General features: G+C 69.4%; 13 protein-coding genes. 10 read left to right on the top strand and 3 right to left on the bottom strand.

All coding sequences use genetic code 11. The annotated features are described in order from the left end of the window. Positions 1-15 precede the first annotated feature (15 nt). Complete coding sequence (locus OG747_RS15955) at positions 16-645, top strand: nucleoside deaminase (protein WP_405879996.1); 630 nt, start codon at positions 16-18, stop codon at positions 643-645. Positions 646-731: 86 nt separating this feature from the next. Further along, entirely contained in the window at positions 732-1,508 is a 777-nt protein-coding gene (locus OG747_RS15950) for a class I SAM-dependent methyltransferase (RefSeq protein WP_405879995.1), read from the top strand. Between the two features lie 408 nt (positions 1,509-1,916). Here OG747_RS15950 and OG747_RS15945 read toward each other — a convergent pair whose 3' ends face one another. Then, on the bottom strand, positions 1,917-2,252 hold the full coding sequence (locus OG747_RS15945) for a DUF192 domain-containing protein (RefSeq protein WP_405879994.1): 336 nt from the start codon (positions 2,250-2,252) through the stop codon (positions 1,917-1,919). An 815-nt stretch (positions 2,253-3,067) separates the two neighbouring features. Here OG747_RS15945 and OG747_RS15940 point away from each other — a divergent pair. From OG747_RS15940 to OG747_RS15925, 4 genes are all read left to right on the top strand, one after another. Beyond that, positions 3,068-3,841 (top strand): isoprenyl transferase, encoded by a 774-nt coding sequence (locus OG747_RS15940; protein ID WP_405879993.1) that lies wholly within the window; start codon positions 3,068-3,070, stop codon positions 3,839-3,841. Between the two features lie 297 nt (positions 3,842-4,138). Next, positions 4,139-5,464 carry a PhoH family protein gene (locus OG747_RS15935; protein WP_405879992.1) on the top strand — a complete coding sequence of 442 codons (1,326 nt, stop codon included), beginning with the start codon at positions 4,139-4,141 and terminating at the stop codon, positions 5,462-5,464. Positions 5,465-5,870: 406 nt separating this feature from the next. Then, the gene (locus OG747_RS15930) at positions 5,871-6,596 is read left to right on the top strand and encodes a lytic transglycosylase domain-containing protein (protein WP_405879991.1); all 726 of its coding nucleotides are present in this window, start codon (positions 5,871-5,873) and stop codon (positions 6,594-6,596) included. Positions 6,597-6,735: 139 nt separating this feature from the next. Continuing rightward, complete coding sequence (locus OG747_RS15925; protein ID WP_405879990.1) at positions 6,736-8,232, top strand: AI-2E family transporter; 1,497 nt, start codon at positions 6,736-6,738, stop codon at positions 8,230-8,232. A gap of 186 nt (positions 8,233-8,418) precedes the next feature. Here the strand turns inward: OG747_RS15925 and OG747_RS15920 are convergent, their stop codons facing one another. Next, a complete protein-coding gene (locus OG747_RS15920) occupies positions 8,419-8,952 on the bottom strand; it encodes an alkyl hydroperoxide reductase (RefSeq protein ID WP_405879989.1) in 534 nt (177 codons plus the stop codon). A gap of 6 nt (positions 8,953-8,958) precedes the next feature. Continuing rightward, positions 8,959-9,513, bottom strand: a complete 555-nt coding sequence (locus OG747_RS15915) for a peroxiredoxin (protein ID WP_405879988.1) — start codon at positions 9,511-9,513, stop codon at positions 8,959-8,961. A 158-nt stretch (positions 9,514-9,671) separates the two neighbouring features. On the opposite strand from OG747_RS15915, the gene OG747_RS15910 reads away from it, so the two are divergent. From OG747_RS15910 to OG747_RS15895, 4 genes are all read left to right on the top strand, one after another. Then, complete coding sequence (locus tag OG747_RS15910) at positions 9,672-10,661, top strand: LysR substrate-binding domain-containing protein (RefSeq protein ID WP_405879987.1); 990 nt, start codon at positions 9,672-9,674, stop codon at positions 10,659-10,661. Between the two features lie 242 nt (positions 10,662-10,903). Beyond that, positions 10,904-12,136, top strand: a complete 1,233-nt coding sequence (locus OG747_RS15905; RefSeq protein WP_405879985.1) for a MarR family transcriptional regulator — start codon at positions 10,904-10,906, stop codon at positions 12,134-12,136. Positions 12,137-12,218: 82 nt separating this feature from the next. Beyond that, positions 12,219-12,599, top strand: coding sequence for a roadblock/LC7 domain-containing protein (locus OG747_RS15900; protein WP_382182926.1), 381 nt, complete (start codon positions 12,219-12,221; stop codon positions 12,597-12,599). Positions 12,600-12,618: 19 nt separating this feature from the next. After that, complete coding sequence (locus OG747_RS15895) at positions 12,619-13,032, top strand: hypothetical protein (protein ID WP_405885551.1); 414 nt, start codon at positions 12,619-12,621, stop codon at positions 13,030-13,032. The last annotated feature ends 55 nt before the right edge of the window (positions 13,033-13,087 follow it).

Below are 13,087 nucleotides of genomic sequence, written 5' to 3'. Positions count from 1 at the left end.
GGGAGGGAGGGGCTGTTGACGAGCATCCCGGAACCCTGGCGGCTCCCCTTCGAGCTCGCCTGGGAGGCCTTCCGCGCCGGCAGCCGCCCCATCGGCGCCGTCCTCCTCGACAGCGAGGGCCGACTCGTCGCCACCGGCCGCAACCGCAGCCAGGAATCCACCGCCCCACCCGGCCAGTTGGTCGGCACCGCGATCGCCCACGCCGAGATCAACGCCCTCGCGCAGCTGCCCGCGGGCCGCCACTACGAGAACCACCGCCTCTACACCACCCTCGAACCCTGCCTGCTGTGCAGCAGCGCCCTCCTCCACACCCACGTCCGCCACGTCCTGTACGCCGCCCCCGACCCGTACTGGACCGGCATCGAGCACGTGCCCGGCGTCGGAGGGCAGATCGGCGCGCGCTGGGCCCGCCGGGAAGGCCCCGCCGCCGCGCCGCTCGCCGCGTTCAGCACGCTGCTCATGAACCTCTGGGCTGTGCTGCACGCACCGTCCGACCTCGGGAACCAGGGGGACGACGGCTCGGCCGCGTCGGCCCGGCACTGCCTGACCGTCGACGGCCTGCTCGGCGCGCCCACGGCGGAGGCCGTCTACGGGCTCGTACTTCCGTGGTTGCCGTCCCCTCCGCTGCCTCAGCCCGGGCGGTGATCTCCCGTGCTCCCGTCGATCAGCTCCCGCACGATGTCGAAGGAAAATGCCTCGCCTCCCCACCGCCCCGTTGGGAAGATCCGCCTATGACCGCCACCCGCCGCACCTTCGAAGAGCTGGTCGCCGAGGCCGTGGACGCGCCGGTCGAGGGCTGGGACTTCTCCTGGTTCGAGGGCCGCGCCACCGAGGAGCGGCCCTCGTGGGGGTACGCGCGGGCGATGGGGGAGCGGCTGGCGCACGCGTCCGCCGCGCTCGACATCCAGACCGGCGGGGGTGAGGTCCTCGCCTCCGCCCCGCACCTGCCCCCGCTCACCGTCGCCACCGAGGGCTGGCCGCCGAACGTCGCGAAGGCCACCGCCCTGCTCCACCCGCGCGGCGCCGTGGTCGTCGCCTCCTCGGAGGACGCGCCGCTGCCCTTTGCGGACGGGGCCTTCGACCTGGTCACCAGTCGGCACCCGGTCACGACACACTGGGCCGAGATCGCGCGGGTCCTGCACCCCGGCGGCACGTACTTCTCCCAGCAGGTCGGCCCGGCGAGCGTCTTCGAACTCGTCGAGTACTTCCTCGGCCCGCAGCCGGAGGCCGTCGTGAGCGGCCGTCACCCCGACCGCGCCCGGGCCGTCGCCGAGGCCGCCGGACTCGAGGTCGTCGACCTCCGCTCGGAGCGGCTGCGCATCGAGTTCCACGACATCGGAGCCGTTGTTCATTTTCTGCGCAAGGTGATCTGGATGGTCCCCGGTTTCACCGCCGACCGCTACGGGCCCCAACTCCGAGCGCTGCACGAGCAGATCGAGACGAAGGGCCCGTTCGTGGCCCACAGTGCCCGCTTTCTGATCGAGGCGCGCAAGCCGCATCGTCCCTAGGGAGGGTGGCCGTCCTTAGGGAGGGTGGACTCGCGTGGAACGGACGCGGGCATCACCAGGTCCCCGCCCACGGCCCGGTGCGGGCCACGATCTCGGCGCCCAACTCGTCGATGGCCGGCCGTACGCCGCCCAGGGCCACCCCGGCTGAACGGGGTGATCGACACACGCGGGCGCTGATTGACCGAAAACACCCTGATGCGACCCACCATGTGTGAGATGTCCGTCCATATGCCGGACGAACGCATGGGCGAACGTGCGGGGTTTCCACATCGTTATCGGGGGTGACATGTTCCGGCTGTTTGCTTCGCGTAAGTTCAGACCAAGGTAATTCGCGTGAGCAAAGCTGCGCGTGTGGCACCGCGCGGTGGAGGGGGCTGCGCGGTGCCGCGTCCACCGTCTGACGTGGCGTCACCGGCCGTGCATCGTGACGCGCACCCCGCGTCGCACGCCCCACCGCTCCATCGCCCCGGCCTCCGCCTCCAGTACGTACCGGGAACGCGGGCGGGGCCGTCCCAGCCGGCCCGGACGCATCGTCCGCACCGCCAGGACCCGGAACTTCCGGTCCAGATAGGCGACGTCGATGGCGAACCGCATCCCCAGGGTGTGCACCGCGCTCGCCGGACCGAGCAGCAGGGCCCCATCGATCCCGTCGCGTCCGAGCAGTCCACGGTGCCGGGCCCGCGCCGATTCGGCGACCTCCAGCGGGACCGGCTCGGGCGTCTGGGGAGTGGTGAACGTGGCCATGGCTGCGAAGTTAGCGGCGCCGTCAAGCGGGCGACGCCGACGCGCGTCACTCTCCCGGAGTACGTGTGGACAAGTCGCCGACGGAAACCCAACCGGGTGCAAACCCTCTGGATCTCTCCCTTTACCTCGTCATTCCCTTTGAATCTGCTGTGATTCAGTCATGATCACGGCCTGAATGAGGGGTTCCGCGGCCACCATGGCGTCGTCGGGTGATTCCGGAGAGTAGTTGTGGCACGCCGATGCACGCAGCATCACTCACGAAGGGTTATGGTGGAAACCCCCCCTCGGGCCGGTCCGTCTCCCCCCCACGGACCGGCCCGTTTTTTGTGCCCACCCGCACCGCCCCCGCCGCCGCCTTCGTCTGCGCCCCCGTGCGCCCCCCTGGCCCCGCGGGACGGTTCTGGTAACGCAGCGCCGCCCGCCCGACATGCGGGGTCCACCCGACATGCGGGGTCCACCCGACACGCGGGGTCCGCCCGACACGTGGGCCCGGCCGCGAACCCCCGCCGCCCCTCCCCGTCCCCTCCCCGTCCCGTTCCCATCCCCTTCCTGGGGGACTCCGCCCCCGGAGCGGATCGACGTCGATCCGACCGGTAGCCGACACTCCATCGCCTCGTACCACTCCGTTGCGGCCCGGTACGACAACACGCCGTTCAGGGGTGCGAACCTGTGTGAGAGCACTCACACCCCTTGGGGAAGCCTTCGTTTCACGGGGGTAGGCTTCGCCCCCGGGGGGACCGCCATACGGACAGGGACTGCGCAGAGCGAGCCGCTCCGCCGCGCCCGTCCGATCCGCACGGAGGGGCTGACAACACGTGAACCTGCGGGACGACCTGCGCCGGCTGCTGCTCAGGTTCTACACACGCAGGGTGGAGGGCCACCTCGACCACGACCAGGTGCCCAAGCACATCGGGGTCATCATGGACGGCAACCGCCGCTGGGCGAAGGCGGCGGGCAGCACCGCCGCCCAGGGCCACCGCGCCGGCGCCGACAAGATCGAGGAGTTCCTCGGCTGGTGCTCGGAGACCGACGTCGAGGTCGTCACCCTCTGGCTGCTGTCGACGGACAACTTCGACCGCCCCGAGGACGAACTCGTCCCGCTGCTCGGCATCATCGAGGGCGTCGTCCGCACCCTCGCCGCCGACGGCCGCTGGCGTGTGCACCACGTGGGCACGCCGGACATCCTGCCCTCGCAGATGCAGACCGCGCTGAAGGAGGCCGAGGAGGCCACCGCCCACGTCGACGGGATACTCGTCAACGTCGCCATCGGCTACGGCGGCCGCCAGGAGATCGCCGACGCCGTACGCTCCATGCTCCTCGACGCCGCCGACAAGGGCGCCTCGATCGAGGACGTCGCCGACATCGTGGACATCGACCTCATCGGCAAGCACCTCTATACGAGTGACCAGCCCGACCCCGACCTGGTGATCCGTACCAGCGGGGAGCAGCGCCTGTCCGGATTCATGCTCTGGCAGACCGCCCACTCGGAGTACTACTTCTGCGAAGTCTTCTGGCCGGCGTTCCGCAAGGTCGACTTCCTGCGCGCCCTGCGCGACTACGCGGCGCGACACCGCCGTTACGGAGGCTGACCCCCAGGGGTCCGAGGGGTGCGCGTCACCAGGAGTTAACGAACGCGTGGTCATCCGTGCTGGCATGGCCGCGTGTGTTCGAGGGCATAAGCCTTCCAGGTCGACGCCCGAACCACGGGTGTCGGATCTCAGCGGACGGCACGGGGCCGTCCGCCCGGGAGGCCCTTTGCACCAGCCCGACCGTGCGGTCAGTACGGACGAGACGGAGGGCCGGTCTCCGGCCCGCGCAATGCGGCCAGGACCGGTCCAGCTCCTCTCCGTCGCTCCCCGACCTCATCCGAGGGGGTACGTCCTTCCGTGGTGACCAGCACAAAGCGCCACAAGCCAGACCGGCGCACCTATGTTCTCGACACCAGCGTCCTGCTGGCCGACCCGAATGCCCTGAGCCGCTTCGACGAGCACGAGGTCGTGCTGCCGATCGTCGTGGTGACGGAACTGGAGGCCAAGAGGCACCATCCCGAACTCGGCTACTTCGCCCGGCAGGCCCTGCGCCTGCTCGACGAGTTCCGGGTGCGGCACGGCCGCCTCGACTCCCCCATTCCGATCGGGGATCTCGGCGGGACCGTACGCGTCGAGCTCAATCACTCGGACCCCAGCGTCCTGCCCAGCGGGTACCGCCTGGGGGACAACGACTCCCGTATCCTCGCGGTCGCCCGCAATCTGCAGGCCGAGGGGTACGACGTCACCGTCGTCTCGAAGGACCTGCCGCTCAGGATCAAGGCCTCGTCCGTCGGACTCCTCGCCGAGGAGTACCGCGCGGAACTCGCCATCACGGGCTCCTCCGGCTGGACCGGAATGTCCGAACTGAACCTGTCCGGTGAGCAGGTGGACGTCCTCTTCGAAGAGGGGCACGCGTACGTCCCCGAAGCGGCCGACCTGCCGGTGCACACCGGTCTGACGATCCAGTCGGAGCGCGGCAAGGCCCTGGGCCGTGTCACCTCCGAGGGCAACGTCCGGCTGGTGCGCGGCGATCGGGAGGCGTTCGGCATCAAGGGCCGCAGCGCCGAGCAGCGCATCGCGCTCGATCTGCTGCTCGACCCGGACATCGGGATCGTGTCGATGGGCGGCCGGGCCGGCACCGGCAAGTCCGCGCTCGCGCTCTGCGCGGGCCTGGAGGCCGTCCTGGAGCGGCGTCAGCACCAGAAGGTGATGGTCTTCCGGCCGCTGTACGCGGTCGGCGGGCAGGAGCTCGGCTATCTGCCCGGCTCCGAGTCCGAGAAGATGAGCCCCTGGGCGCAGGCGGTCTTCGACACGCTCTCCGCGGTGACGAGCCGTGAGGTCATCGAGGAGGTCACCGCGCGCGGCATGCTGGAGGTCCTGCCGCTCACCCACATCCGCGGCCGCTCCCTCCATGACGCCTTCGTGATCGTGGACGAGGCCCAGTCACTGGAACGGAACGTGCTGCTGACCGTGCTGTCCCGCATCGGCGCCAATTCGCGGGTGGTTCTCACCCATGACGTGGCACAGCGGGACAATCTGCGCGTCGGCCGGTACGACGGTGTGGTCGCCGTCGTCGAGAAGCTGAAGGGTCATCCGCTCTTCGCGCACGTGACGCTGAACCGTTCCGAGAGGTCCCAGATCGCGGCGCTCGTGACCGAAATGCTGGAGGACGGGCCGATTTAACCCAGGTGGTGAACGTGTAGTAGCTACTGGGCAGTTTGGTAGTGGACGCCGTCCGGCGAAAGGCGAAGAGCCTAGCCGGGCGGCGTCTTCGTGCGCGCTTGTTTCCGTAAAATTCCTGGGCCAAACGAGGTGTGAGCTTTCACACGTAACTGAGAATTGCCTCGTGCCGTTCGGTTACGGCAGAGTCTCACTCCTGTCAGGCCCCGCATACGACACACGTGTACCCCCAGCGGTACCGCACCTCAGGAACACCAGAACTCCATAGAGTCGTCGTATGCCGCCCGTGCACCACGCGGCACTCCCGTCAAGGGAGTTGCCCACCGGGCCCGTGCCTCCCGTGACCCCGCAGTTGGGAGGCCAGCGTTCAGGGGCACGATTGCGTCCGCGAGGGTCACCTAAGCGGGCGATGCTGGAAGGAAACCGTGTGAGCCGGATTTCGGTCCGGGGACTCGCCGTGGCTTCGGCCACCGCAGTCACCGCTGTCGGCGCCGTTAGTGGTGTTGCCTCGGGCAGCACTGGGCAGCCGTCGATCGACGCCGAGGCTACGGCGAGCGACTCGACCCTCCTCGCGGACATACCTGCGGGCCAGCAGGCCCAGGTGCAGACCGCGTCCCTGACGCAGCAGGCCGACGCACAGGCCATCGCCGCGGACGCAAGCGCCAAGAAGGACGCGGAGGAGGCCGCCCGCAAGCAGGCCGCCCAGGACGCGATCGCCAAGCAGGAGGCCGCGGCCAAGGCGGCGAAGGCGGAGAAGGAGGCCAAGGCACGCAAGGCAACCGAGGAGGCCGCCAGCCGCTCCGCGACGCGCAGCGCCTCCAGCTTCGCCGTCCAGGCCTCGTACTCCACCTCGCAGATCCAGGCGATGGCGTCCTCGATGGTCCCCAGTGGCCAGTTCCAGTGCTTCAGCAACATCGTGGACCACGAGTCCAGCTGGAACTACCGGGCGGTCAACGCTTCTTCCGGTGCCTACGGTCTCTTCCAGGCCCTGCCCGGTTCCAAGATGTCGTCCGTCGGCTCCGACTGGCAGACGAACCCGGCCACCCAGATCAAGTGGGGCCTCAACTACATGGACAGCCGTTACGGCAGCCCGTGTGATGCCTGGTCGTTCTGGCAGGCCAACCAGTGGTACTAGGCTGTACCAGCCCGCACGCGGGCCGCTCAACCTTTCGAAGCCCCTCCCCGTCCTACGGGGAGGGGCTTCGGCCATGTACGGTCGGAGCCGACGACTCCAGGGGGGAGTGGTGGGGAGCAGCGGGGGAAGAGGACGGATCATGTCGCGAGTGCCAGGGTGGCTCGGCCGGCTCGGCGCCGGGCTGACCGAGCTGGGGGAGCGGTTGGACGAGCGCCGCGCCGAGGTGGAGAAGGAGTCGGGGGGGTCGCTCGATCTGGGCGAAGCGCCCGAGGACAGGACGGTACGCGACTTCACGGACGTACCGCAGGACGCGAAGGCTCCCGTGCCGGCATCGGCACCCACGCCGACACCGGTCCCCACGCCGGCGCCGGCGACGACACCTGCATCTGCACCCGCGCCCGGACCCACCCTCGTTTCCGCCGCTCCTGAGCCCATTTCCGTACCGACTTCCGGACCCACTGCCGTGCCCGCGCACGCGTATGCCTACGGGCCGGAGATGACCGCTCGGCCCGATCCCGTTCTCGCCGTGCCGTGGAGCGTACGGGTCGCGGCCGAGGCCGGCTGGCGGCTGCTGGTCCTCGCGGGCACGGTCTGGGTGCTGATGCGGGTGATCAGCGCCGTCCAACTGGTCGTACTGGCCTTCGTCGCCGCGCTGCTCATCACCGCGCTCCTCCAGCCGACCGTGGCGCGTCTGAAGCGGTACGGGTTCCCGCGGGGCCTGGCCACCGCGCTCACCGCGATCCTCGGCTTCGTCATCATGGGGCTGGTGGGCTGGTTCGTGGTCTGGCAGGTCCAGGAGAACATCGACAACCTCTCCAACCAGATCCAGGACGGCATCGACGAGTTGCGCAAGTGGCTCCTCACCAGCCCGTTCCATGTGACGGACAAGCAGATCAACGAGATCGCCAAGAACCTGCGGGACGCGATCGGCGCGAACACGGACCAGATCACGTCGGCGGGCCTGGAGGGCGTGACGGTCATAGTCGAAGCGCTGACCGGCATCCTGTTGACGATGTTCTCGACCCTCTTCCTCCTGTACGACGGCAAGCGCATCTGGGAGTGGACGCTGAAGCTGGTGCCGGCGGCGGCGCGGCCGGCGGTGGCGGGAGCGGGGCCCCGTGCGTGGCGGACCCTGACGGCCTACGTGCGCGGCACGGTGATAGTGGCTCTGATCGACGCGATCTTCATCGGCCTCGGCATCTACTTCCTCGACGTCCCGATGGCCGTTCCCCTCGCCGTCTTCATCTTCCTCTTCGCGTTCATTCCGCTGGTGGGCGCGGTGATGTCGGGGGCGTTGGCGGTGGTGGTCGCGGTGGTGACGCAGGGCGTGTTCACCGCGCTGATGACGCTGGCCGTCGTACTCGCGGTGCAGCAGATCGAGGGCCACATCCTGCAGCCGTTCATTCTGGGGCGGGCCGTGCGGGTGCATCCGTTGGCGGTGGTGCTGTCCGTCGCGGCGGGTGGGCTGGTGGCCGGGATCGGTGGGGCCGTGGTGGCGGTGCCACTGGTGGCGGTCACCAACACGGTGGTGGGGTACCTGCGTTCGTACTCGCGTGAGCCGGGGCTGCGGCAGGCTCCGGAGCCGCGGGGCGCCACGGCGGTGGATGTGGCCTCTGCACGCCCACCATCGTCGTGAGCCGGGGTTCCGTCCCAGACCCCGGGTGTGTTCTTCGGTCGCGGGTGGGTGAGGGCTGATCGCGCCCACGCGGCGGAGCCGCACGATGGCCGGCCCCGCGCCCCTGAAAGCCGCACCCCGGCCCGAAGAAAGACCGAGGCCCCGCTCACCAACGAGGTGAACGGGGCCCAGGAAAGTGGCGGAGGGTCACTCCGCGAGGACCGCCTCGGCGTCCAGCGTCGTGGCGACCGCCTGGATCACTGACGCGATCTTGAAGGCTTCCTGGATCGTCTCCCGGTCGACGCCCGCCTTACGGAGCACCTGCTCGTGGGAGTCGAGGCACTGGCCACAGCCGTTCACCGCGGACACGGCCAGCGACCACAGCTCGAAGTCGACCTTCTCCACGCCCGGGTTGCCGATGACGTTCATCCGCAGGCCGGCCCGCAGGGTCCCGTACTCCGGGTCCGACAGCAGATGGCGCGTGCGGTAGAAGACGTTGTTCATCGCCATGATGGCGGCAGCCGACTTGGCGGCGGTGTACGCCTCCGGCGACAGGTTCGCCTTCGCCTCGGGCCCCAGCTCGCGCAGCACCCGCGGGGAGCGGGACGCGATCGCGCACGCCAGCACCGTGCCCCACAGCTGCTGCTGCGGCAGATCCGAGTTGCCGATGACCGAGCCCAGGTTCAGGCGCAGGTCCTTCGCGTAGTCCGGTACGGCGGACTTCAGTTCGTCGAGGGCCATGGAGGGTTACTCACCCGCCAGGAGCGCCACCGGGTCGAGGGTGTTCTCGCCCTTGGTCCAGTTGCACGGGCAGAGCTCGTCCGTCTGGAGAGCGTCGAGGACCCGGAGGACCTCCTTCGGGTTACGGCCGACGGAACCCGCGGTCACCATGGAGAACTGGATCTCGTTGTTCTGGTCGACGATGAAGACGGCACGCTTGGCGAAGCCGTCCTCACCCTCGATGCCGAGGTCCCGCATGAGCTCGTGCTTCGAGTCGGCCATCATCGGGAAGGGCAGGTCACGCAGGTCGTCGTGGTCCTTGCGCCAGGCGTGGTGCACGAACTCGGAGTCGCCGGAGAAGCCGAGCACCTGGGCGTCACGGTCGGCGAACTCGTCGTTCAGCTTGCCGAAAGCGGCGATCTCGGTCGGGCACACGAAAGTGAAGTCCTTGGGCCACGCAAAAACGACTTTCCACGCGCCCTCGTAGGTCTTGTGGTTGATCGTCTCGAACTCCTTGCCCTTCTCCAGAGAGACGCAGGCAGTCAGTTCGAACTCGGGGAACTTGTCACCGACAGTGAGCACACGCTCTCCTTGCAGCGAGGAAAAGCCCCTTTTGGGGGCGTTTCCCGGGGGTTGGACGCTCTTGATGTTGGCACAGGCTGCATTGATTGTGGAAATAGCTACACTCGGGTGTGTTGATCGGCTGCAACTATCAGTGACTATGAGTAAGAGGTACGGCCATGGCCACCAAGGGGAACGGGCGCCGTCAGCCGACCCTCGCCCAGCTGCGCGCCTTCGCCGCCGTCGCCGAGCACCTGCACTTCCGTGACGCCGCCGCCGCGATCGGCATGAGCCAGCCCGCGCTGTCGGGCGCGGTCTCCGCCCTGGAGGAGACGCTCGGGGTGACCCTCCTGGAGCGTACGACCCGCAAGGTGCTGCTCTCACCCGCCGGCGAGCGTCTGGCCGTACGCGCGAAGGCGGTACTGGAAGGAGTCGGCGCGCTCATGGAGGAGGCGGAAGCGGTGCGCGCCCCGTTCACGGGAGCCCTCCGCCTCGGCGTGATCCCCACCGTGGCGCCCTATCTCCTGCCCACCGTCCTCAAGCTGGTCCACGACCGCTACCCGGACCTCGACCTCCAGGTCCACGAGGAGCGGACGGCCAATCTGCTGGAGGGGCTCGCGGTCGGACGGCTCGACCTGCTGCTTCTCGCCGTGCCTCCCCCAGCCTCGAACAAGCTCGGCCGGGGGGACCCCCATGGGATGCCCGGAGTCGTCGAACTCCCGTTGTTCGACGAGGACTTCGTGCTCGTGACCCCGCTGGACCACTGGCTGGGCGGGCGGGAGGGGATTCCGCGTGAGGCGTTGCGCGAGCTCAACCTCCTCCTGCTCGACGAGGGGCACTGTCTGCGCGACCAGGCCCTCGACATCTGCCGGGAGGCGGGGCGCGCGGACGCTCCCGTCACCACCACCGCCGCCGGCCTGTCCACCCTGGTCCAGCTCGTCGCCGGTGGCCTCGGCGTGACCCTGCTGCCGCATACCGCCGTCAAGGTCGAGACGACCCGCAGCAACGAGCTCCTCACCGGCTACTTCGCCGACCCGGCGCCGACCCGGCGCGTCGCCCTGGCGATGCGCACCGGAGCGGCGCGCGGCGCCGAGTACGAGGAACTGGCGGCGGCGCTCCGGGAGGCGCTGCGGCCGTTGCCGGTACGAGTTCTGGACCGGAATGCCTGAACTGCCATAAAAAGACGATCAATTGAGAGTGAACATCACGCCATGAGTTGACGATTGGTTTCATCTTCCGTCACCTGGTGCGACATTCGCTTGGCTGTACGTGCCGGACTGATAAACATGCTTCCTCAGTGCTACGCGTCACGCGTATGTGCGAAATGGCGTGCGCCGTCATGAAGTGAAAAGGCGCGCCCGCCGTTTGCCGACGCTCGCATGGCCGTTCGATGCGACAGTCAGGGGGAGTGATGTCGGGCCTTCGGGATTCCCTTGACCGGGTCGGCTACCGCCTGCTGTCGAGCGAGCTGGCCGAATGCGCACGGGACGCGGTCACCGGAGAGCTGCGGGTGTCGGGCAGGCCAGGAGGCACCTTCCATCTCCGGAGAGGGGCCGTGGTCGCGGTCGAGAGCCCGGGGGCTCCGGGGCCCGAGGCGCTGTTGTTGCGCTCCGGCCGGATCAATGGTGCGCAGTGGGCCGAGCTGCTCGGTGAGGCGGGGACGCGGCGCTGGCCGGAGGCGGAGCTGATCGCTCACGGCTATACGGGCGCCGCCCAGCTCCGGGTCGTGTGCGTGATGGCGATGCAGGACGCGGCCTTCGCGGTCGTCGCGGGCCGGATGGAGGGCTGCGAGAGGCTCACCGGGTGCGAGCCGTTCGGCCCGGTCGTCGCCGGTGAGGCGCCGGCCCGGCTGCTGCGGGACGCGGCCCGCAAGCTGTCGGCCGTCGCCTCGCTGCCCTGTCCGGTACGGCCCGAGGTCGAACGACCGGTGCCCGCCCCCGGAGCCGACCGTCGCGACCTGCAACTCTCACCTCTCGGAGGGGAGTTGATCGCCCATGCCGACGGCCGCCGCACCGCACGCGACATCGCGTTCCTGACCGGCCGGGGCGTCTACACCGTGACGGTGGAGATGGCCCGACTGCTCCACGAGGGGCTGCTGGAGTGCGCCGCTGAGGAACCGCCCACCGCGCCCCTGGTGGTACGGGGGCCGGTGAACGGCCTGGTGAGGAGGGTCCGGCCCAGGGGAACGGAGCCCGGGAGCTCGGTGGCCGGGAGCGCCGGGGCCGTGCCGGCCGGGTCCGCGGCGACCGGGGGCACGGCGGCCGGGACCGCGGAGACCGGAACCGCGGAGACCGGAACCGCGGGAGAGTGCCCGGCCGCCTCCCGCCCGGCCTCCGTCGTGCGGCACGTCGACCGGGCGTCCCGGCTGCCCCCGGCCGTGTTCTCGGCCCTCGCCTCCGCGGTGGCCGCGGACGCGTCCGGGATCCGGGCGGACAGCGAGCCCGCCCCGGCCCCGGGCAGCCCCCGCGCCTTCGACGGGCCGAGGCCGCCCTGCCCCGTCGAAGGCCCCGCCCCCGCGTTGCCCCGGCGCGAACCCGGTGCGAGCGGTATCACAGAAACTCTCGTCCCCGAGAAGAGCGGGACGAGTTGGAAAGGGTTCTTCCGATTCAGGGAACGGAAGGCCACATCGGATTCCAGTGGCTGAGTTTCCGGAGAACCGCGGAACAGGAAAGCGCCGTAGAGCGCGAAGACGAACAAGTGCGACCAGGCGCCAGGGAGTTCACTATATGGATTACGAGGCATTGGCCATGGAAATGCAGGGCCTGCGGAAATCGGTGACCGGTGTCACCGACACGGCGGTGGCGGCCGCCGACGGACTGCTCATCGCGGCGGACACCGAGGACACCATCGACCGCGAAGGACTCGCCGCGATCGCCGCGGCCGGCCTCGGCCTCGCGCGGCGGACCACCGAGGCGACCGGCCGGGGCACGCTGCGTCGGCAGGTGACCTACGGCAGCCACGGCTGCGCGGCCTTCTACGCCGTGGGAGAGACCGCACTGATGGTCGTCCTCGGCGACGAGGGCATGGACCTTGACCGCCTCCACCAGGAGACCCAGCCCGCGCTGCGCCGGATCGACTCGATCCTGACCGCGGTCGAAGGAGCATGAGAGGGTGGCGACGAAAAGGATGACGCCGGGATTTTCGGACCAGGTCATGGGTCTGGTCAAGGCGCTGCGCGCGTCCGCACCGGACTGCGTGGCTTCGGGCGTGGTCGACATGTCCACCGGGATGCTGCTGTCGTACGAGACGGTGGACAATCACCCGCCCGAGGTGCTCGACCTGCTCGCGGGCGCGACCCTCGACCTGTTCCAGGGGCGTACGGTCGTGATGATCGAGGACGTCTTCAAGGAGCGCCGCGGCATCGCCAGCGAGGGCCACTTCTTCCAGGAGATCCTCGTCAACAGCGACAATCTCACTCACCTGTTCGTGCGCATGAGTGAGCAGCAGGACGTTGTCGCCGTGACCGTCTGCCGCAAGACGGTGAACGTGGGGATGCTCTTCGCCCAAGTGCGCCGAGTAGTGCGGGAGTACGGCCTCTGAGACTTCGTTGAGACCCCGTGCATGCCGTGAGGCGGTCACCGCCCACTGTGGGAGG

The organism is Streptomyces sp. NBC_01384 (assembly GCF_045040035.1).
Taxonomy (GTDB): domain Bacteria; phylum Actinomycetota; class Actinomycetes; order Streptomycetales; family Streptomycetaceae; genus Streptomyces.
Note: the sequence above shows the minus strand (reverse complement) of the source record. Positions and strands in the feature narration are given on the sequence as shown.

Excerpts from the sequence above, each read along its gene's own strand:
- OG747_RS15910 (WP_405879987.1), top strand. The coding sequence starts at position 9,672 with ATGGCCACCAAGGGGAACGGGCGCCGTCAGCCGACCCTCGCCCAGCTG.
- OG747_RS15920 (WP_405879989.1), bottom strand. The coding sequence starts at position 8,952 with ATGGCCCTCGACGAACTGAAGTCCGCCGTACCGGACTACGCGAAGGAC.
- OG747_RS15945 (WP_405879994.1), bottom strand. The coding sequence starts at position 2,252 with ATGGCCACGTTCACCACTCCCCAGACGCCCGAGCCGGTCCCGCTGGAG.
- OG747_RS15930 (WP_405879991.1), top strand. The coding sequence starts at position 5,871 with ATGCTGGAAGGAAACCGTGTGAGCCGGATTTCGGTCCGGGGACTCGCC.
- OG747_RS15895 (WP_405885551.1), top strand. The coding sequence starts at position 12,619 with ATGACGCCGGGATTTTCGGACCAGGTCATGGGTCTGGTCAAGGCGCTG.
- OG747_RS15950 (WP_405879995.1), top strand. The coding sequence starts at position 732 with ATGACCGCCACCCGCCGCACCTTCGAAGAGCTGGTCGCCGAGGCCGTG.
- OG747_RS15905 (WP_405879985.1), top strand. The coding sequence starts at position 10,904 with ATGTCGGGCCTTCGGGATTCCCTTGACCGGGTCGGCTACCGCCTGCTG.
- OG747_RS15900 (WP_382182926.1), top strand. The coding sequence starts at position 12,219 with ATGGATTACGAGGCATTGGCCATGGAAATGCAGGGCCTGCGGAAATCG.
- OG747_RS15925 (WP_405879990.1), top strand. The coding sequence starts at position 6,736 with ATGTCGCGAGTGCCAGGGTGGCTCGGCCGGCTCGGCGCCGGGCTGACC.